Origin of the sequence: Leclercia sp. LSNIH1, assembly GCF_002902985.1 — a bacterium.
GTDB lineage: Bacteria > Pseudomonadota > Gammaproteobacteria > Enterobacterales > Enterobacteriaceae > Enterobacter.
The window spans coordinates 166,392-186,637 of record NZ_CP026167.1 but is presented as its reverse complement, the minus strand read 5'-3'; the positions used below and the strand labels follow the sequence as shown (position 1 = coordinate 186,637).

The 20,246-nt window shown below is 57.6% G+C and carries 16 protein-coding genes and 1 riboswitch; of the genes, 9 read left to right on the top strand and 7 right to left on the bottom strand.

Translation table 11 applies throughout. The features are described from left to right. Nucleotides 1-15: 15 nt before the first annotated feature. Together glnE and hldE are read left to right on the top strand one after the other, a co-directional pair. Nucleotides 16-2,874, top strand: a complete 2,859-nt coding sequence (gene glnE / locus C2U54_RS00940; protein ID WP_103176997.1) for a bifunctional [glutamate--ammonia ligase]-adenylyl-L-tyrosine phosphorylase/[glutamate--ammonia-ligase] adenylyltransferase — start codon at nt 16-18, stop codon at nt 2,872-2,874. Nucleotides 2,875-2,914: 40 nt separating this feature from the next. Further along, the gene (gene hldE, locus C2U54_RS00935; protein ID WP_103176996.1) at nt 2,915-4,348 is read left to right on the top strand and encodes a bifunctional D-glycero-beta-D-manno-heptose-7-phosphate kinase/D-glycero-beta-D-manno-heptose 1-phosphate adenylyltransferase HldE; all 1,434 of its coding nucleotides are present in this window, start codon (nt 2,915-2,917) and stop codon (nt 4,346-4,348) included. 74 nt (nt 4,349-4,422) lie between these two features. On the opposite strand, the gene ubiK is transcribed toward hldE, so the two are convergent. Continuing rightward, complete coding sequence (gene ubiK, locus C2U54_RS00930) at nt 4,423-4,722, bottom strand: ubiquinone biosynthesis accessory factor UbiK (protein ID WP_103176995.1); 300 nt, start codon at nt 4,720-4,722, stop codon at nt 4,423-4,425. A gap of 120 nt (nt 4,723-4,842) precedes the next feature. Continuing rightward, nucleotides 4,843-4,993: riboswitch (FMN riboswitch) on the top strand. A 104-nt stretch (nt 4,994-5,097) separates the two neighbouring features. On the opposite strand from ubiK, the gene ribB reads away from it, so the two are divergent. Further along, the gene (gene ribB, locus C2U54_RS00925; protein ID WP_103176994.1) at nt 5,098-5,751 is read left to right on the top strand and encodes a 3,4-dihydroxy-2-butanone-4-phosphate synthase; all 654 of its coding nucleotides are present in this window, start codon (nt 5,098-5,100) and stop codon (nt 5,749-5,751) included. 40 nt (nt 5,752-5,791) lie between these two features. Here the strand turns inward: ribB and zupT are convergent, their stop codons facing one another. Further along, nucleotides 5,792-6,565 (bottom strand): zinc transporter ZupT, encoded by a 774-nt coding sequence (zupT, locus tag C2U54_RS00920; protein ID WP_103176993.1) that lies wholly within the window; start codon nt 6,563-6,565, stop codon nt 5,792-5,794. Between the two features lie 196 nt (nt 6,566-6,761). Here zupT and ygiD point away from each other — a divergent pair, with 196 nt between their 5' ends. Beyond that, nucleotides 6,762-7,550 carry a 4,5-DOPA dioxygenase extradiol gene (gene ygiD / locus C2U54_RS00915; protein WP_103176992.1) on the top strand — a complete coding sequence of 263 codons (789 nt, stop codon included), beginning with the start codon at nt 6,762-6,764 and terminating at the stop codon, nt 7,548-7,550. Between the two features lie 81 nt (nt 7,551-7,631). On the opposite strand, the gene C2U54_RS00910 is transcribed toward ygiD, so the two are convergent. The 3 genes from C2U54_RS00910 to tolC all read right to left on the bottom strand — a co-directional run bounded on the left by C2U54_RS00910 (nt 7,632) and on the right by tolC (nt 11,062). Next, entirely contained in the window at nt 7,632-8,792 is a 1,161-nt protein-coding gene (locus tag C2U54_RS00910; RefSeq protein ID WP_103176991.1) for a glutathionylspermidine synthase family protein, read from the bottom strand. 2 nt (nt 8,793-8,794) lie between these two features. Next, nucleotides 8,795-9,466, bottom strand: a complete 672-nt coding sequence (locus C2U54_RS00905) for a DUF1190 family protein (protein ID WP_103176990.1) — start codon at nt 9,464-9,466, stop codon at nt 8,795-8,797. A 174-nt stretch (nt 9,467-9,640) separates the two neighbouring features. Next, nucleotides 9,641-11,062 carry an outer membrane channel protein TolC gene (gene tolC / locus C2U54_RS00900; RefSeq protein WP_103176989.1) on the bottom strand — a complete coding sequence of 474 codons (1,422 nt, stop codon included), beginning with the start codon at nt 11,060-11,062 and terminating at the stop codon, nt 9,641-9,643. A gap of 204 nt (nt 11,063-11,266) precedes the next feature. Here tolC and nudF point away from each other — a divergent pair, with 204 nt between their 5' ends. Genes nudF through parE form a run of 5 tightly spaced genes read left to right on the top strand, consistent with a single transcriptional unit; the run spans nt 11,267 to nt 15,676 of the window. Beyond that, complete coding sequence (gene nudF, locus C2U54_RS00895; RefSeq protein WP_103176988.1) at nt 11,267-11,899, top strand: ADP-ribose diphosphatase; 633 nt, start codon at nt 11,267-11,269, stop codon at nt 11,897-11,899. Next, a complete protein-coding gene (locus C2U54_RS00890; RefSeq protein WP_003862516.1) occupies nt 11,896-12,318 on the top strand; it encodes a DUF1249 family protein in 423 nt (140 codons plus the stop codon). Before nudF ends, C2U54_RS00890 begins: the two co-directional genes overlap by 4 nt. A 28-nt stretch (nt 12,319-12,346) precedes the next feature. Further along, nucleotides 12,347-13,174 carry a 3',5'-cyclic-AMP phosphodiesterase gene (gene cpdA, locus C2U54_RS00885; protein WP_103176987.1) on the top strand — a complete coding sequence of 276 codons (828 nt, stop codon included), beginning with the start codon at nt 12,347-12,349 and terminating at the stop codon, nt 13,172-13,174. After that, nucleotides 13,174-13,755 carry an esterase YqiA gene (gene yqiA / locus C2U54_RS00880; protein ID WP_103176986.1) on the top strand — a complete coding sequence of 194 codons (582 nt, stop codon included), beginning with the start codon at nt 13,174-13,176 and terminating at the stop codon, nt 13,753-13,755. The genes cpdA and yqiA overlap by 1 nt, the downstream gene beginning before the upstream one ends. Before the next feature lie 28 nt (nt 13,756-13,783). Next, a complete protein-coding gene (gene parE, locus C2U54_RS00875) occupies nt 13,784-15,676 on the top strand; it encodes a DNA topoisomerase IV subunit B (protein ID WP_103176985.1) in 1,893 nt (630 codons plus the stop codon). A gap of 156 nt (nt 15,677-15,832) precedes the next feature. Here parE and C2U54_RS00870 read toward each other — a convergent pair whose 3' ends face one another. Further along, nucleotides 15,833-18,979, bottom strand: a complete 3,147-nt coding sequence (locus C2U54_RS00870; RefSeq protein WP_103176984.1) for a CusA/CzcA family heavy metal efflux RND transporter — start codon at nt 18,977-18,979, stop codon at nt 15,833-15,835. Next, nucleotides 18,972-20,234, bottom strand: coding sequence for an efflux RND transporter periplasmic adaptor subunit (locus C2U54_RS00865; protein ID WP_103176983.1), 1,263 nt, complete (start codon nt 20,232-20,234; stop codon nt 18,972-18,974). Before C2U54_RS00865 ends, C2U54_RS00870 begins: the two co-directional genes overlap by 8 nt. Nucleotides 20,235-20,246 lie beyond the last annotated feature (12 nt).

The window sequence follows — 20,246 nt, the reverse complement described above, 5'->3', positions numbered from 1 at the left end:
AGGCAAGGAACCCCCATGATGCCGCTTTCTTCACCCTTACAGCAGCAGTGGCAGACGGTATGTGAGCGTCTGCCGGAAACATTACCCGCCTCGTCATTAAGCGAGCAGGCCAGGCAGGTGCTGGCGTTCAGCGACTTTGTGCAGGAGAGCGTTACGGCACATCCTGACTGGCTGACCGGGCTTGAGGCCGCGCCGCCGCAGGCGGACGAGTGGCAGCACTACGCGCAGTGGTTATGCGACGCGCTGGCAGATGTCGGCGATGAAGCCGCGCTGATGCGCGAGCTGCGCCATTTCCGCCGCCGGGTAATGGTGCGCATCGCCTGGGCGCAGGCGCTGATGCTGGTGAGTGAAGAGAGCACGTTGCAGCAGTTGAGTCACCTTGCGGAGACGCTGATCGTCACCGCCCGCGACTGGCTGTACGACGCCTGCTGTCGTGAATGGGGGACGCCATGCAGTGAGAATGGCACCCCGCAGCCGCTGCTGATTTTAGGGATGGGCAAGCTCGGCGGCGGCGAGCTCAACTTTTCCTCAGACATCGATCTGATCTTCGCCTGGCCGGAGAAGGGTGCCACCCGCGGCGGACGCCGTGAGCTGGACAACGCCCAGTTCTTTACCCGCCTGGGGCAGCGGCTGATTAAGGCCCTGGATCAACCCACCCAGGATGGCTTTGTCTATCGCGTGGATATGCGCCTGCGTCCGTTCGGCGACAGCGGCCCGCTGGTGCTGAGCTTTGCCGCGCTGGAGGACTACTACCAGGAGCAGGGGCGCGACTGGGAGCGCTACGCGATGGTCAAGGCGCGGATCATGGGCGATAACGACGGTGCCTACGCCAGCGAGCTGCGCGCCATGCTGCGCCCGTTCGTGTTCCGTCGCTATATCGATTTCAGCGTCATCCAGTCGCTGCGCAACATGAAAGGGATGATTGCCCGGGAAGTGCGGCGTCGCGGCCTGAAAGACAACATCAAGCTGGGGGCGGGCGGCATCCGCGAGATCGAGTTTATCGTCCAGGTGTTCCAGCTGATCCGCGGCGGGCGCGAGCCGTCGCTGCAATCCCGCTCCCTGCTGCCAACGCTTGCGGCAATTGCACAGCTGAACCTTTTGGCGGAAGGGGATGCGCAGATCCTGCGTGAGGCCTACCTCTTCTTGCGTCGGCTGGAGAACCTGCTGCAGAGCATTAACGACGAACAAACCCAGACCCTGCCGGGGGATGAGCTTAATCGCGCCCGCCTCGCCTGGGGAATGCGCCTGGACGACTGGCAGGCGCTGACCGAGGCGCTGGATGCGCACATGGCCGCGGTGCGGCGGATTTTTAACGACCTGATTGGCGACGATGAGAGCGAATCACAGGATGATGAGCTGTCGGAGCACTGGCGCGAGCTGTGGCAGGATGCGCTGCAGGAGGACGACACTACCCCGGTGCTGGCCCACCTCAGTAATGATGACCGTCACCGGGTGGTGGCGCTGATTGCCGATTTCCGCCTGGAGCTGAACAAGCGCGCCATTGGCCCGCGCGGACGTCAGGTGCTCGATCACCTGATGCCGCACCTGCTCAGCGACGTCTGTTCCCGCGCCGATGCGCCGGTGCCGCTGTCGCGCCTGACCCCGCTGCTCAGCGGGATCATCACCCGCACCACCTATCTGGAGCTGTTAAGCGAGTTCCCTGGCGCGCTAAAGCACCTGATTTCCCTTTGCGCCGCCTCGCCAATGATCGCCAGCAAGCTGGCGCGCTACCCGCTGCTGCTGGACGAGCTGCTCGATCCCAATACCCTTTACCAGCCGACGGCGACCGACGCCTACCGGGACGAGCTGCGCCAGTATCTGCTGCGCGTGCCGGAGGAGGATGAGGAGCAGCAGCTGGAGGCGCTGCGTCAGTTTAAACAGGCGCAGCTGCTGCGTGTGGCTGCCGCCGATATCGCCGGAACGTTGCCGGTGATGAAAGTGAGCGATCACTTAACCTGGCTGGCGGAGGCGATTATTGATGCCGTTGTCCATCAGGCGTGGGTACAGATGGTGGCGCGTTATGGCCAGCCGAAACACCTGGCCGATCGGGAAGGGCGCGGCTTTGCGGTGGTGGGATATGGCAAGCTGGGCGGCTGGGAGCTGGGCTACAGCTCCGATCTGGATCTCATTTTCCTTCACGACTGCCCGGTAGATGTGATGACCGACGGCGAGCGTGAGATCGACGGGCGTCAGTTCTACCTGCGCCTCGCCCAGCGCATCATGCACCTGTTCAGCACCCGCACGTCGTCGGGCATTCTGTATGAAGTGGATGCCCGCCTGCGTCCGTCCGGGGCGGCGGGCATGCTGGTCACCTCCACCGAGTCGTTCGCCGAGTATCAGAAGAACGAAGCCTGGACCTGGGAGCATCAGGCTCTGGTGCGCGCCCGGGTGGTCTATGGCGATCCGCAGCTGAAGGCGCAGTTCGATGCTATCCGGCGCGACGTGCTGACCGCCACGCGTGAAGGCCAGACGCTGCAGACCGAGGTGCGCGAGATGCGTGAAAAAATGCGCGCCCATCTGGGAAATAAACATCGTGATCGCTTTGATATTAAAGCCGACGAAGGCGGTATTACCGACATCGAATTTATCACCCAGTATCTGGTGCTGCGTGACGCCCACGCCAAACCGAAGCTGACCCGCTGGTCGGATAACGTGCGCATTCTGGAACTGCTGGCGCAGAACGACATTATGGATGAGCAGGAGGCGCTGGCGCTCACCCGCGCTTACACCACGCTGCGCGATGAACTGCATCATCTGGCGTTGCAGGAGCAGCCCGGTCATCTGCCGCTCGAATGCTTTAACGCCGAGCGGGAGCTGGTGCGCGCCTGCTGGCAGAAGTGGCTGGTGGAACCGTGCGTAACAAAACAAGTGTGATATTATCGCGCGCAAATTGTGAATCTTTCTGGAGTCAGGAATGAAAGTAACACTGCCAGAGTTTGAACGTGCTGGAGTTATGGTAGTTGGCGATGTGATGCTGGATCGCTACTGGTATGGGCCAACCAGCCGCATTTCCCCGGAAGCCCCGGTCCCGGTGGTGAAGGTGGATACCATTGAAGAGCGTCCTGGCGGCGCGGCAAACGTGGCGATGAACATTGCTTCTCTCGGCGCGCATTCGCGTCTGGTCGGTCTGACCGGCATCGACGATGCGGCGCGGGCGCTGAGCAAGACGCTGGCGGATGTAAACGTTAAATGTGATTTCGTTTCTGTTCCAACGCACCCGACCATTACCAAGCTGCGCGTGCTGTCGCGCAATCAGCAGCTGATCCGCCTCGACTTTGAAGAGGGCTTTGAAGGGGTAGATCCGGAGCCGCTGCACGAGCGCATCAACCAGGCGCTGGGCAACATCGGCGCGCTGGTGCTCTCCGACTACGCCAAAGGGGCGCTGGCGAGCGTCCAGCAGATGATTAAGCTGGCCCGCGCTTCCGGTGTGCCGGTGCTGATCGACCCGAAAGGCACCGATTTCGAACGCTATCGCGGTGCGACGCTGCTGACGCCGAACCTCTCCGAGTTTGAAGCGGTGGCGGGCAAATGCAAAACCGAGGATGAGATCGTTGAGCGCGGCATGAAGATCATCGCCGACTTCGATCTCTCCGCGCTGCTGGTGACCCGTTCCGAGCAGGGGATGACCCTGCTGCAACCGGGCAAAGCGCCGCTGCATATGCCAACCCAGGCGCAGGAAGTGTATGACGTCACCGGTGCGGGCGATACGGTGATTGGCGTGCTGGCGGCGACGCTGGCGGCCGGTAATACCCTTGAAGAGGCCTGCTACTTTGCCAACGCTGCCGCAGGCGTCGTGGTCGGCAAGCTGGGGACCTCAACCGTCTCCCCTATCGAGCTGGAAAACGCGGTGCGTGGCCGTGCTGATACCGGTTTTGGCGTGATGAGTGAAGAAGAGCTGAAAGTGGCCGTTGCCGCCGCGCGTAAGCGTGGTGAGAAAGTGGTAATGACCAACGGCGTGTTCGACATTCTGCACGCGGGCCACGTCTCCTATCTTGCCAACGCGCGCAAGCTGGGCGACCGTCTGATCGTGGCGGTGAACAGCGATGCCTCCACCAAACGTCTGAAAGGTGAAACCCGTCCGGTGAATCCGCTTGAGCAGCGTATGATTGTGCTAGGCGCGCTGGAAGCGGTGGACTGGGTCGTCTCCTTCGAAGAGGATACCCCGCAGCGCCTGATTGCCGGGATCCTGCCGGACCTGCTGGTGAAAGGCGGTGACTACAAGCCTGAGCAAATCGCGGGCAGCGAAGAGGTCTGGGCCAACGGCGGGGAAGTGATGGTGCTCAATTTTGAGGACGGATGTTCAACCACCAACATCATCAAAAAGATCCAGAAAGATAGCGAGAAATAAAAAACGGGCCGAAAGGCCCGTTTTTTTGCCGGGTGGCGGCTTCGCCTTACCCGGCCTACGGTAACCCGTGTGAATTATTCCACGTTGTCTACCGGTGGGATCGCCGGGGCCGGTTTCACTTCATCAACAACAACACCGCGGTTTTCCAGCTCGGTGAGGCGCTGCTCCAGCAGGGCAATCTTTTCGCGGGTGCGCAGCAGAACCTGCGTCTGCACGTCAAATTCTTCACGGCTGACCAGATCCAGACGCATCAGCTGCGCCTGCAGCACCTGGCGGATCTTCTTCTCAACATCATCACCAAACTCACGTACGCCTTTTGGCATGGATTCATGAACCTGGCGGGCAAGTTGTTCAATTTTTTTTGGGTCGATCATCATAGTTCCCTTGAAGTAAAGATGTTTAGAACCATTGTAGCGCGTTACGGGGATCCTTAAACCAGAATTGTGTGAAGCTTATGCGTTGCCGAACATAATCATTAGCGTTATAGTTATCCCGCTTATTCTCAGGGCGGGGCGAAATTCCCCACCGGCGGTAAATCAACACCATGTTGAAAGCCCGCGAGCGCTTTGGGTGCATACTCAAAGGTCAGCAGATCCGGTGTAATTCCGGGGCCGACGGTTAAAGTCCGGATGGGAGAGAGTAACGAACCAGTCGGGCGAGGCCCGCTCACGTTATTTTTTTGCCGTACTCCGGCGCTCCTAAGACTGCCCTGATTCTGGTAACCATAATTTTAATGAGGTTTTTTTACCATGAATCAGACGCTCCTTTCCTCTTTCGGTACCTCTACTGACCGTGTTGAGCAGGCGCTTGCTGCGCTTCGCGAAGGCCGCGGCGTGATGGTGCTTGACGATGAAGACCGTGAAAACGAAGGCGATATGATTTTCGCCGCCGAAACCATGACCGTTGAGCAGATGGCGCTGACCATCCGTCACGGCAGCGGCATTGTTTGCCTGTGTATCACCGAAGATCGCCGTAAACAGCTGGAACTGCCTATGATGGTAGAGAACAACACCAGCGCCTTCGGCACCGGTTTTACCGTCACCATCGAAGCCGCCAGCGGCGTGACCACCGGTGTCTCTGCCGCTGACCGCGTCACCACCGTGCGTGCCGCCATTGCCGACGGTGCAAAACCTTCTGACCTGAACCGTCCGGGCCATGTCTTCCCGCTTCGCGCGCAGCCGGGCGGCGTGTTGACTCGCGGCGGCCACACCGAAGCCACTATCGATCTGGTAACGCTGGCCGGTTTCAAACCCGCCGGTGTCCTGTGTGAACTGACCAATGATGATGGCTCTATGGCCCGCGCGCCGGAGTGCATCGACTTCGCGGTGAAACACAACATGGCGGTGGTCACCATTGAAGATCTGGTGGCGTATCGCCAGGCGCACGAGCGCAAAGCCAGCTGATAACGCAGCATAAAAAACGCCGGGTTAACCCGGCGTTTTTTTACCCTATTCCTGCCGTCTGGAGCAGCACCAGACTGAGCCCCATTACCGACATCCCGCACAGCACGCCGTAGCTGGGATTGTTATTGGGATCGATCTCTTTGGCGAGCGGCATCAGCTCATCCACCGACAGCGCCACCATAATGCCCGCCACTGCCGCCATAATCGCCGCCATCACCACCGGCGAGATCAGGCTGCCGAGGATCAGCCACGCCAGTACGCCGCCTGCAATCTCCGCCATGCCGGAAATACCCGCCCAGAAGACCGCTTTACGTTTTGAACCGGTGGCCGCATAGACCGGGCCTGCGACCGCGAGCCCCTCCGGGATATTGTGCAACGCCACCGCCAGCGCAATACCGAATCCTAACTCCAGGTTGTTACTGGCGGTCACATAGGTCGCAACGCCTTCCGGGAAGTTGTGCAGGCTGATGCCCAGGGTCAGCAGCAGCGCAGTACGTCGCAGGTTGCGGGGCAGCGGCTGACTCCCTTTCTGCATCAGATCCTGCGGGTGCGCGTGGGGCAGCATTCTGTCCAGCGCAAAGTAGCCCAGCAGGCCAAAAACAAACATCCCGTAGCCGAGCACCGGCGACATCCCTTCGGTGCCGAGTGCCGCGGGCAGCATCTCCATCAGGGAGATGAGCAACATGATCCCGGCGGCAAAGCCGAGCGAAAATGCCAGTACGCGGTTCGAGGGCTTCTGGCCCAGCACGCCGAGCAGGGCGCCGATAAAGGTGGCGGCGCCTGCGAGAATCGTCAGAATCAGAGGAACTGACATTCACCTCTCCTTATGATAATGATTATCATTCATATTAAAGGCTAAACGCGCGTAAAGCGAGCGGGTATAATCGCCTTTACAGATCCCTTACATTCAAATTTCCTGATGATCTTCATCATGGTTATCAGAGTTCATCTTATCCTGTTAACGGGTAAGGTAAAGCTATCAAATCGACAGCTTGTGTAAGGATATCATCATGACATCTTCTCGTATGCCAGCACTGTTTTTGGGCCACGGTAGCCCCATGAACGCGCTGGAGGATAACGTCTATACCCGCGCCTGGCGTCATCTGGGAGAAACGTTGCCGCGTCCGAAAGCGATCGTGGTGATTTCTGCACACTGGTTTACCCGTGGCACCGGTGTTACCGCGATGGAAACGCCGAAAACGATCCATGATTTTGGCGGCTTCCCGCAGGCGCTGTACGACACGCACTATCCGGCACCGGGATCACCGGCCCTGGCGCAGCGGCTGGTAGAGCTGCTGTCGCCTCTCCCGGTCACCCTTGATAAAGAGGCGTGGGGCTTTGACCACGGCTCCTGGGGCGTGCTGATCAAGATGTACCCGGATGCCGACATCCCGATGGTGCAGCTGAGCATCGACAGTACCAAACCGGCGGCGTGGCACCTTGAGATGGGCCGTAAGCTCGCCGCGCTCCGTGACGAGGGCATCATGCTGGTAGCCAGCGGTAACGTGGTGCATAACCTGCGCACAGCCCGCTGGCATGGAGAAAACACGCCCTATCCGTGGGCAACGTCGTTTAACGATTACGTGAAAGCAAACCTGACCTGGCAGGGGCCGGCTGAAGAACATCCCCTGGTGAACTATCTGGCGCACGAAGGCGGCTCGCTCTCGAACCCGACGGCGGAACATTTCCTGCCGCTGCTCTATGTCCTGGGCGCGTGGGATGGTCAGGAGCCCGTTTCCACACCGGTGGACGGCATTGAGATGGGCAGCTTGAGTATGTTGTCGGTGCAGGTGGGGTAAAGCGCCCGGTGGCGCTGCGCTTACCGGGCCTGCGGAGTGATGTAGGCCGGATAAGGCGAAGCCGCCACCCGGCACCACAGGCTACTCCACGAAGATATGCGGATAGAACCGCGACAGATCCTGGGTGATCAACGCCCGATCTTCACGAATACCAATCCCGGCTGGCTGATCGTTGATCAGCCAGCTGCCGATCAGCATGTAGCTGTCGCCATACTTCGGTAACTGACAGAACTGCTGGACGATCATCCCTTCTTCGCCATACGGACCTTCTACCGCTTCCACGGTGTTACCGTTTTCGATAATCGATACGTTGGCGCCTTCGCGGGAGAAAATCGGCTTTTTGACATACTTCTCCATCTGCGGATAGTCATCTTCCGCGAAGTAAGCGGGCAGCAGGTTTGGATGGTGCGGGAACATCTCCCACAGCAGCGGTAACAGCGCTTTGTTGGAGATAATGCTCTTCCAGGCCGGCTCCAGCCAGCGCACGCCAGCATCTTCCAGCTTGGTAGAGAAGACTTCGCGCAGCATGTATTCCCACGGATAGAGCTTGAACAGGTTACTGATTACCTGGTCCTGCAGATCGGTGAACTGGCCTTTTTCACCCAGCCCGATATCTTCCATGTAGAGAAATTCGCTGGCAACGTCCGCTTCTGCGGCGCAGTCCTGCAGGTACTGTACCGTGCCGCGATCTTCGACCGTGTCACGACAGCAGGCAAAGTGCAGCAGGTTGAAGCCGTGCTGTTCGCGCAGTTCAGCGAAACGCGCGATCAGCTTTTCCTGCAAGCTGTTGAACTGGTCACTGCCTTCCGGCAGATGGCCTGCGTTCTGCTGATCTTCCAGCCAGATCCACTGGAAGAAGGCCGCTTCATACAGGGAGGTTGGTGTATCGGCGTTGTTCTCAAGCAGCTTCGGCTCGCCGGTGCCATCCCACGCCAGATCGAGGCGGGAGTAGAGCGACGGCTGATGGGTCAGCCATGACTGACGCACAAAGCCCCAGGTGTGCTTCGGAATGCGGAATTTAGTCAGCAGCTCATCGCTGGCGATCACCTTCTCCACCACCTTCAGGCACATCTGATGCAGCTCCGCCGTCACCTCTTCCAGTTTTTCAACCTGGGCGAGGGTCAGCTTGTAGTAGGCATCTTCACACCAGTACGGCTCGCCGTACATGGTGTGGAAGTTGAAACCATATTCGGTGGCTTTTTCGCGCCAGTCCGGGCGCTCAACAATACTGACTCGTTCCATTATCAGCCGCCCATTGAGCGCGTTGAGGTGCCGGTCGCGCTGCGTTGCATGGTGTTCTGTTTGGCAACAGATTCACCAAAGCCGCCGCGGGTAACGGTGCTGGTGGTCGCCGGTTTAGGCGCCATAGCGGTTTTCGGGACGGTCATGGTGCGGCCTGGCTGGGCAGCACCGTAACCTTTGCCGCTGGCATCGGTATACTGGCCGTAAGCCGGGCTGGCCGGGTTTTTAGAGCTGAACAGCGGTTGCTGTTGATAGCCCGCGCCGCCGCTCATCAGTCGGCCCATCATGTAACCGGCCATCAACGGCATCCAGAAACTGCCGCTGGATTGCGCCTGCGCCTGGTTTTCTGGCGCCGTGCCCGCCTGAGCCGGAGCAGGCGCCTGCTGGCACTGACCTTCGCCAAATTCCGCCACGCAGTCTTCACGGCTGGCATATTTCGGCGCGGTACGTTCGGCCTCTTTCAGGGCATTGTTGTAGGCGGTAGTACACTCTGCCTTGTTGCCGGTGGCGGAGGCACAGTCATCGGCATTCTGGTAGAGCGAAACCGTTTCGTCGCTTTGCTCACAGCCTGCCAGCATAAACACGGCGCCCAGCGCCAGGGCGACAGGAGTGAGGTGACGCGCGTTCCAGCTTTTGCGGAACGTGGCGTGATTAATGGATTTTGTCCGTTTCATGATCGTCTTCCAGGACCCAGTGATAAAACACAGAAAATAACGCTCAGAATAGAGGATGAGTGGTGGAAATTGAAGCGATGGGGGCGAAACTGGGGGATCTTTACGTTGGCTTACGTTTTTTTGTCGGGCAGCGCGATAATACCCGGCCAGGATAGCCCTGGCCGGATGACATCATTAGTTGCTGGTGGTACGCGCAGCGGCGGCGGTTAAGCCATCAGCAGAGGCAGCCTGCTGTGGATTTTCCGGGGCCACAACCTCTGGGGTAGTGGAGATAGGTTTACCCAGAGCGCCGTTCAGCGCCAGCAGATCCTGCTCGTTCAACGTACCCAGCGCTTGCTTGATGTTCAGCTGGTTAATCAGGTAGTTATAACGGGCATTGGAGAGCTGTTGTTTGGCGTTATAGAGCGTGGTGGTCGCGTCCAGCACGTCAACAATGGTACGGGTACCGACCGCGTAACCCGCTTCTGACGCATCCAGCGAGCTCTGAGCAGACACTACGGCCTGTTTATAGGCATTGATGCTGCTGACAGAGGCATTCACGTTGTTGAAGGAGGAACGCACGGTCTGCACAACGCTGCGGTGCGCACTTTCAAGCTGCTCGCTGGCACCGACAAAGTTGTACTGCGCCTGTTTGACCTGCGAATTGACCTGGCCGCCCTGATAGATTGGCAGAGAGAAGTTCAGGCCGATTTTATTCTGGCCAACGTCGCTGTCGTTGTACTGGGCTCCGCTGGTTCGTGAACCACTGTAGCTGGTGTTTGACACCCCGGTAGAGGCGCTCAGGCTCAGGGTTGGCAGATGGCCATCCTGTGCCAGGCGGATCTGCTCGCGGGCCAGATCCTGGTTCAGGCGGGCCTGCAGCAGGCTCAGGTTACGGTTTTCAGCTTCTTTCAGCAGGGCATTCACCGCCTGCGGCTTTTCGGCTTTGAAGCGATCAACGTTCAGGGAAGCCAGCTGTGGGTAATAGTTACCGGTGACCTGACGCAGCTGTTCAACGGCGTTATCCAGGTCGTTACGCGCGGTCACTTCGTTCGCCAGTACGTTATCGTATTGCGAACGGGCGTTCTGCACGTCGGTGATGGCGACCAGGCCCACGTTAAAACGCTGGGTGGTCTGATCGAGCTGACGGTAGATAGCTTGTTTTTGCGCTTCAATATAGGAGAGCGTATCGATAGCGCTCAGCACTCTGAAGTAGGCGGTGGCCGTGTTCAGGATCAGGGTCTGCTGGTCGGTCTGATAGGTCACATCCTGAATACCGGCAGATTTCTCCTGCAGGCTCAGGGTACGCCATTTAGACATATCAAACAGCGTCTGGGTCAACTGGAGTGAACCGCTGGTGACGTTGGAGTCGATGCCGTTAGCATCACGGTAACCGTTGTTATAGGTATAGTCTGCACCTAAACCCAGCTGTGGTAATAATGGGCTGCGTGCTTCATTAATTTTTTCAAATGCAGCATCACGATCGGCGGCGGATTTACGCAGTTCCGGATTACTCAGACGTGCCTGCTTATAAACCTGTATCAGGTCCTCTGCCTGACTCACCGCGCTGAAACCCGTCAGGCTCAGGCCGATGAGGATGGGGAGCAATTTCTTCATTTGCTTTCCTTGTTGTGAAGCTTAGTTAGCGCTGATCTAATTTAAAAAATATCTACCGATTCTAGCAGACTTCGCCACTGCAAAAGGTTGGCGTTCCGTGCCATGCGGCAGTAACTTGCACCAATTTACCATACTGTTGTAGAAACCGCATTTTAGCAGAATTGAATTTCACCTTAACGCCACCATTTATACCAGGATGCAAACATGGATAAACCAGAGAAGTTGCCAGTGACTTTTACAAAAAACGATGTAGAAATTATTGCACGAGAAACGCTCTACAGCGGATTTTTTTCACTGGAATTATACCGTTTTCGCCATCGTCTGTTTAACGGCGAAATGAGTGGCGAAGTGCGGCGCGAAATTTTTGAGCGCGGGCATGCTGCAGTCTTGCTACCCTTTGACCCAGTGCGTGATGAAGTGGTACTGGTAGAGCAGATTCGCATTGCCGCGCTGGATACCAGCGAAAGCCCGTGGCTGCTGGAGATGGTGGCCGGGATGGTTGAAGCAGGCGAGACCCCGGATGAGGTTGCCCGTCGCGAGGCGATGGAAGAGGCCGGGCTGATGGTTGGGCGTACAAAACCGATTTCGAATTATCTGGCAAGCCCTGGCGGCACCAGCGAGCGTTTATCGGTTCTGGTAGGCGAAGTGGACGCCACGACCGCGCAAGGGATTCACGGTCTGGTTGATGAAAACGAAGATATTCGTGTTCATGTGGTAAGTCGGGAGCAGGCTTATCAATGGGTAGAAGAGGGGAAAATCGACAACGCGGCGTCTGTCATCGCTTTGCAATGGCTACAGCTGCACTATCAGGAATTAATAAACGAGTGGAAAAAATGAAGCGTTATACACCTGACTTCCCTGAAATGATGCGCCTGTGCGAAACCAACTTCGCCCAGTTGCGCCGTTTGCTGCCGCGTAATGACGCGCCCGGCGAAACAGTGAGCTATCAGGTGAGCAACGCGCAGTATCGGTTAACGATTACGGAATCAACCCGTTACACTACGCTGGTGGAGATTGAACAAACGGCACCTTCCATCAGCTACTGGAGCCTGCCGTCGATGACGGTGCGGCTGTACCATGACGCGATGGTCGCTGAAGTGTGTTCAAGTCAGCAGATCTTCCGCTTCAAAGCGCGTTATGATTACCCAAATAAAAAGTTGCATCAACGTGACGAAAAGCATCAAATTAATCAGTTTCTGGCTGATTGGCTAAGATACTGTTTAGCACATGGAGCGATGGCGATTCCGGTTTGTTAGCGTCGTGAAACCTACCTAAGGACACCATTTGGAAAGCCTGTTGAACCTGACTGTTGCTGGTGGGGCGCCAGTCAGGGTATTACAAATTACCGATACTCACCTGTTTGCCAATAAGCATGAAACCCTGTTAGGTGTGAATACCTGGGAGAGTTATCAGGCTGTTCTGGAAGCCATTCATGGCCAGAAGCGCGAATGCGATTTGATAGTCGCAACGGGCGATTTGGCGCAGGACCAAACCGCCGCGGCTTATCAGCATTTCGCTGAAGGTACCGCGAGCTTTCACGCGCCCTGCGTCTGGTTACCGGGAAACCACGATTTTCAACCTGCGATGTACAGCGCACTTCAGGATTCAGGCATTTCGCCCGCTAAACGGGTCTACGCCGGCGACCACTGGCAGATTCTGCTGCTCGACAGTCAGGTCTTCGGCGTGCCGCACGGTGAGTTGAGCGATTTTCAGCTGGAGTGGCTGGAAGCGAAACTGGCGGCTGAGCCGGAGCGCAACACCCTGCTTTTACTGCATCATCATCCGCTGCCGGCAGGATGTAGCTGGCTCGATCAGCACAGTCTGCGCAACTCCGCCGCCCTGGATCAGGTGCTGGAAAAATTCCCGCGGGTGAAGCACTTGCTCTGCGGGCATATCCATCAGGAGCAGGATCTCGACTGGAACGGTCGTCGCCTGCTGGCTACGCCTTCTACCTGCGTGCAGTTCAAACCGCATTGCGCGAACTTCACGTTAGATACCATTGCGCCAGGCTGGCGCTGGCTGGAACTGCATGCCGACGGCTCGTTGACCACCGAAGTCTGCCGCCTGGAAGGCACCCGGTTCCGCCCGGATACCGCTTCAGAAGGCTACTGATGTCTGCGCTCCTTTATCTGCACGGGTTCAACAGCTCCCCGCGCTCGGCAAAAGCGACGCTGTTTCGCCAATGGCTGGAGGTTCATCATCCCGACGTCGAGATGATCGTCCCGCAATTGCCGCCGTACCCGGCTGACGCTGCCGAGATGCTGGAGACCATCGTCATGGCGCACGGCGGCGAGCCTTTCGGTGTGGTGGGCTCTTCCCTTGGTGGCTACTACGCCACCTGGCTCTCTCAGTGCTTTATGCTGCCCGCCGTGGTGGTGAACCCAGCGGTGCGGCCTTTTGAGCTGCTGGTGGGCTATCTTGGGCACAACGAGAACCCCTACACCGGACAGCAATATGTGCTAGAGTCTCGCCATATTTACGACCTCAAAGTGATGCAGATTGATCCGCTGGAAGCGCCAGATCTTATCTGGCTGCTGCAACAGACGGGTGATGAAGTGCTGGATTACCGCCAGGCAGTGGCGTATTACGCCTCCTGCCGCCAGACTGTAGAAGAGGGTGGCAACCACGCTTTCACGGGCTTTGAGGATCATTTCACCCAGATTGTCGATTTTCTCGGTCTGCACAGCCTCTGACAATCGCTGCGAATTGCTAGTTTAAATCATGACGCAAACCTATAACGCTGATGCCATTGAGGTACTCACCGGGCTTGAGCCGGTTCGCCGCCGTCCGGGGATGTATACCGATACCACGCGCCCAAACCATCTGGGCCAGGAAGTAATTGATAACAGCGTCGACGAAGCGCTGGCGGGTCATGCCAGACGCGTTGACGTTATTCTGCATGCCGACCAGTCGCTGGAAGTGATCGACGACGGGCGCGGCATGCCTGTCGATATCCACCCGGAAGAGGGTGTGCCGGCGGTTGAACTGATCCTCTGCCGCCTGCACGCGGGCGGTAAGTTCTCCAATAAAAATTACCAGTTCTCAGGCGGTCTGCACGGAGTAGGTATCTCCGTGGTGAACGCCCTGTCCAAACGCGTTGAAGTGACCGTTAAGCGCGACGGCCAGGTCTACAACATCGCCTTTGAGAACGGCGATAAAGTGCAGGATTTGCAGGTGATCGGTACCTGCGCGAAACGCAATACCGGTACCAGCGTCCACTTCTGGCCGGACGAGAGCTTCTTCGACAGCCCGCGTTTCTCGGTCTCACGCTTAACGCACATCCTGAAAGCGAAAGCGGTGCTCTGCCCTGGGGTAGAAATTACCTTCAAGGATGAGGTCAACAACAGCGAGCAGCGCTGGTGCTACCAGGATGGTCTGAATGATTACCTGGGCGAAGCGGTTAACGGCCTGCCAACCCTGCCGGAAAAACCGTTTATCGGTAATTTTGCCGGTGATACGGAAGCGGTGGACTGGGCGCTGCTGTGGCTGCCGGAAGGCGGCGAGCTGCTGACTGAAAGCTACGTTAACCTGATCCCGACCATGCAGGGCGGCACGCACGTGAACGGCCTGCGCCAGGGGCTGCTGGACGCGATGCGTGAGTTCTGCGAATACCGCAACATCCTGCCGCGCGGCGTGAAGCTGTCGGCGGAAGATATCTGGGAGCGCTGCGCCTACGTCCTCTCCGTGAAGATGCAGGATCCGCAGTTTGCCGGTCAGACTAAAGAGCGGCTCTCTTCACGCCAGTGCGCGGCGTTTGTCTCCGGCGTGGTGAAAGATGCCTTCAGCCTGTGGCTGAACCAGAACGTGCAGGCCGCAGAAATGCTGGCCGAAATGGCGATCTCCAGCGCCCAGCGCCGTCTGCGCGCGGCGAAGAAAGTGGTGCGTAAAAAGCTCACCAGCGGCCCTGCGCTGCCGGGCAAGCTGGCGGACTGTACCGCACAGGATCTGAACCGCACCGAGCTGTTCCTCGTGGAAGGGGACTCTGCGGGTGGGTCGGCCAAGCAGGCGCGCGACCGTGAATATCAGGCGATCATGCCGCTGAAGGGTAAGATCCTTAACACCTGGGAAGTCTCTTCCGATGAGGTGCTGGCGTCGCAGGAGGTGCATGACATCTCGGTGGCGATCGGTATTGATCCGGACAGCGAAGATCTCAGCCAGCTGCGTTACGGCAAGATCTGTATCCTTGCGGATGCGGACTCCGATGGTCTGCACATCGCCACCCTGCTGTGCGCGCTCTTTGTGAAGCATTTCCGCACGCTGGTGAAAAACGGCCATGTCTATGTGGCGCTGCCGCCGTTGTACCGTATCGATCTCGGTAAAGAGGTCTATTACGCCCTGACGGAAGAAGAGAAAGCGGGCGTGCTAGAGCAGCTTAAACGCAAGAAGGGCAAACCTAACGTGCAGCGCTTTAAAGGGCTGGGCGAGATGAACCCGTTGCAGCTGCGTGAAACCACGCTCGATCCGAATACCCGCCGTCTGGTGCAGCTCACCATCAGCGATGAAGATGAGCAGCAGACCACTGCGGTGATGGATATGCTGCTGGCCAAGAAGCGCTCGGAAGACCGCCGCAACTGGCTGCAGGAGAAGGGCGACCTGGCAGATATCGAGGGTTGATGGCATTACCGTGCTGACCTCACTGCGGATGCAGATCGCTGCTCAGAGCCTCTCCCGTAGCGATCGCTGACCAGCGAGTTCTCTTTTCATAAGGCCTTTATCCGCCGCGTTAGCTGCTGAATAACGCAAACGGGTAAAGGCCCAGGAAAAGTCTTTCTAAACGCGGGCGCGACGGTGCCTGTGCAGCCACATCAATTTATAGGCCGCCGGAATAATAAACAGCGACAGCAGTGGTGCCGTGATCATGCCACCAATCATCGGGGCAGCAATCCGGCTCATCACTTCCGAGCCTGCGCCAGCGCCCCATAAAATGGGCAGCAAACCGGCAAGGATCACCGCGACCGTCATCGCTTTAGGCCGCACACGCAGAACCGCCCCCTGATACAGCGCAGCGTCCAATTTTACAGTACTGAAGGTGCGTGGATCGTCCAGAGATGGATCGGCCTCGATGGCATGGCGCAGATACATCAACATTACTACCCCAAATTCCGCGGCTACCCCGGCCAGCGCAATAAAGCCAGTACCGGTGGCTACCGACATGTGAAACCCCATCCATAACAGGAACCAGAACCCGCCCACCAGGGCAAAGGGGACGCTGGTAATGATCAGTAACGCTTCACCAACGCGACGAAATGCCAGATACAGCAGCACAAAGATGATGAGTAATGTCATCGGCACCATCAATTTCAGCTTCTGGCTGGCGCGCTCAAGGTATTCAAACTGCCCGGAGAAGGTTACGCTGATGCCGGGTTTTAACTGCACATTTTCAGCAATCGCCTGCTTCAGGTCGTTAACTACTGATAACAGGTCACGATCGCGGGCATCAATATAAATCCAGCCTGTGGGACGCGCGTTTTCTGTTTTGAGCATCGACGCGCCTGTTGAGACCGTTACGTCTGCGACATCCCCAAGGGTGATTTGCTGTTTCATCGGGGTCAGGATGGGCAACTGACGCAGCTGTTCCGGGCTATTGCGATAGCGTTGGGGATAGCGAAGGTTCACAGGATAGCGTTCAATGCCCTCCACCGTTTCGCCAATCATGGCCCCACCGACGGCGGAGGTAATAAACAGCTGCACGTCGGCTGGGGTCATACCGTAGCGCGCCGCTCTGTCGCGCTGGATCTCCACGTTGATATAGCGCCCGCCAGCCAGACGCTCTGCCAGAGCCGAGGTGACCCCCGGCACGGTTCTGGCCACCCCTTCAATCTGCTCTGCTGTGGCGTCGATATCGGCCAGAACCCTACCGGAGACTTTGATGCCAATAGGGCTTTTTATCCCGGTCGAGAGCATATCAATGCGGTTACGGATGGGCGGTACCCAGAGGTTTGCCAGCCCCGGCAGGCGCACCGTTTTATCCAGCTCGGCCACGATCTTGTCCATCGTCATACCTGGTCGCCACTGATCTTCAGGTTTCAGCTGAATGGTTGTTTCCACCATCTCCAGCGGTGCCGGGTCGGTTGCCGTTTCCGCTTTTCCGGTTTTGCCAAAAACGCGCGCAACTTCCGGCACGGTCATGATCAGTTTATCGGTAGTTTGCAACATCGCCGCCGCTTGCGCAGCGGAAATGCCCGGCAGGGTAGAGGGCATATACAACAGATCGCCTTCATTAATTTGCGGCAGAAACTCCCCCCCGATCTTATTGAGCGGCCAGATGACGGTCAAAACCGACAGCACCGCCACCAGTAAGGTCGTTTTCGGCCAGCGCAGCACTTTGAGCAACAGGGGGTGATACAGGCGGATCAACAGGCGGTTCAATGGATTACTGGTTTCCGCCGGGATCTTGCCTCTGATCCACAATCCCATCAGGATCGGGATCACCATGATCGCTAATAGGGCAGCCCCCGCCATCGACCAGGTTTTGGTAAAAGCCAGCGGTCCGAACAGGCGTCCCTCCTGGCCTTCCAGGGTAAAGATCGGAATGAAGGACAAAGTGATAATCAACAGGCTGATAAACAGCGCCGGTCCAACCTCAACGGACGCCTGGGTGATCACCTGCCAGCGTGTGTCGTTGCGTAGCTTCTGGCCCGGATGCTGGTGTTGCCACTCTTCCAGGCGCTTATGGGCATTTTCGATCATCACGATAGCGGCATCCACCATCGCGCCAACGGCAATGGCAATGCCGCCAAGGGACATGATATTGGCGTTAATTCCCTGAAAACGCATGATGATAAAGGCGAAGCACAGGCCAAGCGGCAGTGAAATAATCGCCACCAGCGCGGAGCGCAAATGCCAGAGAAACAGGGCGCAGACCAGGGCAACCACAATGAACTCTTCCAGCAGTTTATGGCTCAGGTTACCGACGGCCCGGTCAATGAGCTGGCTGCGGTCGTAAGTGGTGACAATCTCCACCCCTTCCGGCAGGCTTTGCTTTAACGTCTCCAGCTTATTTTTGACCGCGGAGATCACCTCCCGGGCATTTTTACCGGAACGCAGGATCACCACGCCCCCGGCCACTTCTCCTTCGCCATTAAGCTCAGCGATACCCCGGCGCATCTCCGGTCCAGTCTGCACCCGCGCCACGTCACGCAGATAAATCGGTACACCGTTGACGCCAGCTTTTAGCACGATGGCATTGAAATCATCCAGCGTTTGCAGGTAGCCGCTGGCCCGGATCATATACTCGGCTTCAGAGAGCTCGACAGAGGCACCCCCCGCCTCCTGATTGGAGGCATTCACTGCGGCTTTCACCTCCGCCAGACTGATGCCGAACTGGGTTAGTTTCTGAGGATCGACCACGATCTGGTACGCTTTAACCACGCCTCCCACCGACGCCACTTCGGCAACATCCGGGAGAGTTTTCAGCTCATATTTCAGGAACCAGCCCTGTAGGGATCGCAGTTCAGCCAGATCGTGTTTGCCGCTGCGATCCACCAGCGCATACTCAAAGATCCAGCCTACGCCGGTGGCATCCGGACCCATTTCTGCCGTTACGCCCGCGGGCAGTTTGCCCTGGACCTGGTTGAGGTATTCCAGCACCCGGGAGCGCGCCCAGTACCGATCCGTACCCTCTTCAAAAATGACATACACATACGAATCACCAAACTGCGAAAAGCCGCGCACCGTTTTTGCGCCAGGCACAGAGAGCATGGTGGTGGTGATTGGGTAGGTGACCTGATTTTCTACCAGTTGCGGAGCCTGGCCCGGATACTGGGTTTTTACGATCACCTGTACGTCAGAGAGATCCGGCAAGGCATCAACCGGGGTGTGGAGGATTGTCCAGGTACCCCAGATGCTGAGAAACGCTACGCCCATTAACATCAGAAAACGGTTAGCCACCGAACGGCGAATAATCCATTCAATCATTTGCTTTCCCTTCGTGCGGATGGCCGGTTGTACGCATTCTCTCCAGCGCGCCTGTGATGTTTGCCTCTGAATCGATCAGGAACAGGCCGCTCGACACGACCTTTTCACCCTCTGTAAGTCCGGTACGAATGGCGGTGACGCCCTGGGATTCATGGAACACTTCAACCAATTTCGGGACGAAACGCCCCTCGCTATTAACGGTAATAACCCGTTGCTCATCACCGCTGTCGATTAACGCGGTGGAAGGAATTAACAGCATGGGCTGACTTTGGCTGTTGAGTTTTAACCAGGCATTCATACCCGGCTTCAGGGTCTCATCCGGGTTATCCACCTCCAGGCGCAGCTGGAGCGTGCGGGTTGCCGCATCCACACTCGGCAGCAGCGACCATTTCTTCACGGAGAGCGTTTTATCCGGCCATGCCGGCACAGAAAACGTGAACTGTGATGTATCGTTAATCAGCCAGGCGATGGATTCTGGCACCGAGGCTGTGATCCACACCGGGTCCATACCCTGGATTTTGGCGACTATGTTGTCTTTAGCGATGTTCATCCCGCTGCGCAGATCAAATGCGGTAATCACCCCGTCAATAGGCGCTTTCAACGTGAAGCGGGTCTGAATTTTGCGGCTGGAGATGAGACGCCGTACAGCCTCGTCCGGCATACCCGCCAGCCGCAGGCGCTCAAGGATCCCTTCAGTTTGAGTACCTGTCCCGCCAGTCTCCTGCAGGAGTAAATATTCACTCTGTGCTTCAACCCAGTCCGGGATAGTCATGTCCACCAGCGGCATCCCTTTGCGCACTTTGTCCCCCACGGTCAGGGGATAGACTTTCTCAATAAAGCCCGCTGAGCGTGCCTGCAGGATGGCAAACTGATATTCGTTGTAGCTGACATTGGCCGGGAAGGTCCGCTGATACTGCAACGGCCCCTGGCGAACCGACTCCACCTTTACGCCGAGGTTTTGTGTCTGGGCCGGGTCGATGCGAATGCCAGGGGCAGGGGTTTCCCCTCCCTCTTCATCGGCATACTTCGCCACCAGATCCATATCCATAAAGGGTGACTTGCCTGGTTTATCAAAGCGGGTGTTGGGGTACATCGGGTCATACCAGAACAGCACTTGCCGGTGCTGCTCTGTGGCGGGAGCTTCCGTGGTCGAATGCGCAGCTGAAATAGAGAAAGCAATGCCTGCGGTAATGCTCCCGCCCAGGATCGCGCCGCCGACAATAAGTGCTGTGTTTTTAATGTTGAAAGGCATCATAGTTATTCCATT

Coding starts and splice junctions, on each gene's coding strand:
- glnE (WP_103176997.1), top strand. CDS start 16: ATGATGCCGCTTTCTTCACCCTTACAGCAGCAGTGGCAGACGGTATGT.
- hldE (WP_103176996.1), top strand. CDS start 2,915: ATGAAAGTAACACTGCCAGAGTTTGAACGTGCTGGAGTTATGGTAGTT.
- ubiK (WP_103176995.1), bottom strand. CDS start 4,722: ATGATCGACCCAAAAAAAATTGAACAACTTGCCCGCCAGGTTCATGAA.
- ribB (WP_103176994.1), top strand. CDS start 5,098: ATGAATCAGACGCTCCTTTCCTCTTTCGGTACCTCTACTGACCGTGTT.
- zupT (WP_103176993.1), bottom strand. CDS start 6,565: ATGTCAGTTCCTCTGATTCTGACGATTCTCGCAGGCGCCGCCACCTTT.
- ygiD (WP_103176992.1), top strand. CDS start 6,762: ATGACATCTTCTCGTATGCCAGCACTGTTTTTGGGCCACGGTAGCCCC.
- C2U54_RS00910 (WP_103176991.1), bottom strand. CDS start 8,792: ATGGAACGAGTCAGTATTGTTGAGCGCCCGGACTGGCGCGAAAAAGCC.
- C2U54_RS00905 (WP_103176990.1), bottom strand. CDS start 9,466: ATGAAACGGACAAAATCCATTAATCACGCCACGTTCCGCAAAAGCTGG.
- tolC (WP_103176989.1), bottom strand. CDS start 11,062: ATGAAGAAATTGCTCCCCATCCTCATCGGCCTGAGCCTGACGGGTTTC.
- nudF (WP_103176988.1), top strand. CDS start 11,267: ATGGATAAACCAGAGAAGTTGCCAGTGACTTTTACAAAAAACGATGTA.
- C2U54_RS00890 (WP_003862516.1), top strand. CDS start 11,896: ATGAAGCGTTATACACCTGACTTCCCTGAAATGATGCGCCTGTGCGAA.
- yqiA (WP_103176986.1), top strand. CDS start 13,174: ATGTCTGCGCTCCTTTATCTGCACGGGTTCAACAGCTCCCCGCGCTCG.
- parE (WP_103176985.1), top strand. CDS start 13,784: ATGACGCAAACCTATAACGCTGATGCCATTGAGGTACTCACCGGGCTT.
- C2U54_RS00870 (WP_103176984.1), bottom strand. CDS start 18,979: ATGATTGAATGGATTATTCGCCGTTCGGTGGCTAACCGTTTTCTGATG.
- C2U54_RS00865 (WP_103176983.1), bottom strand. CDS start 20,234: ATGATGCCTTTCAACATTAAAAACACAGCACTTATTGTCGGCGGCGCG.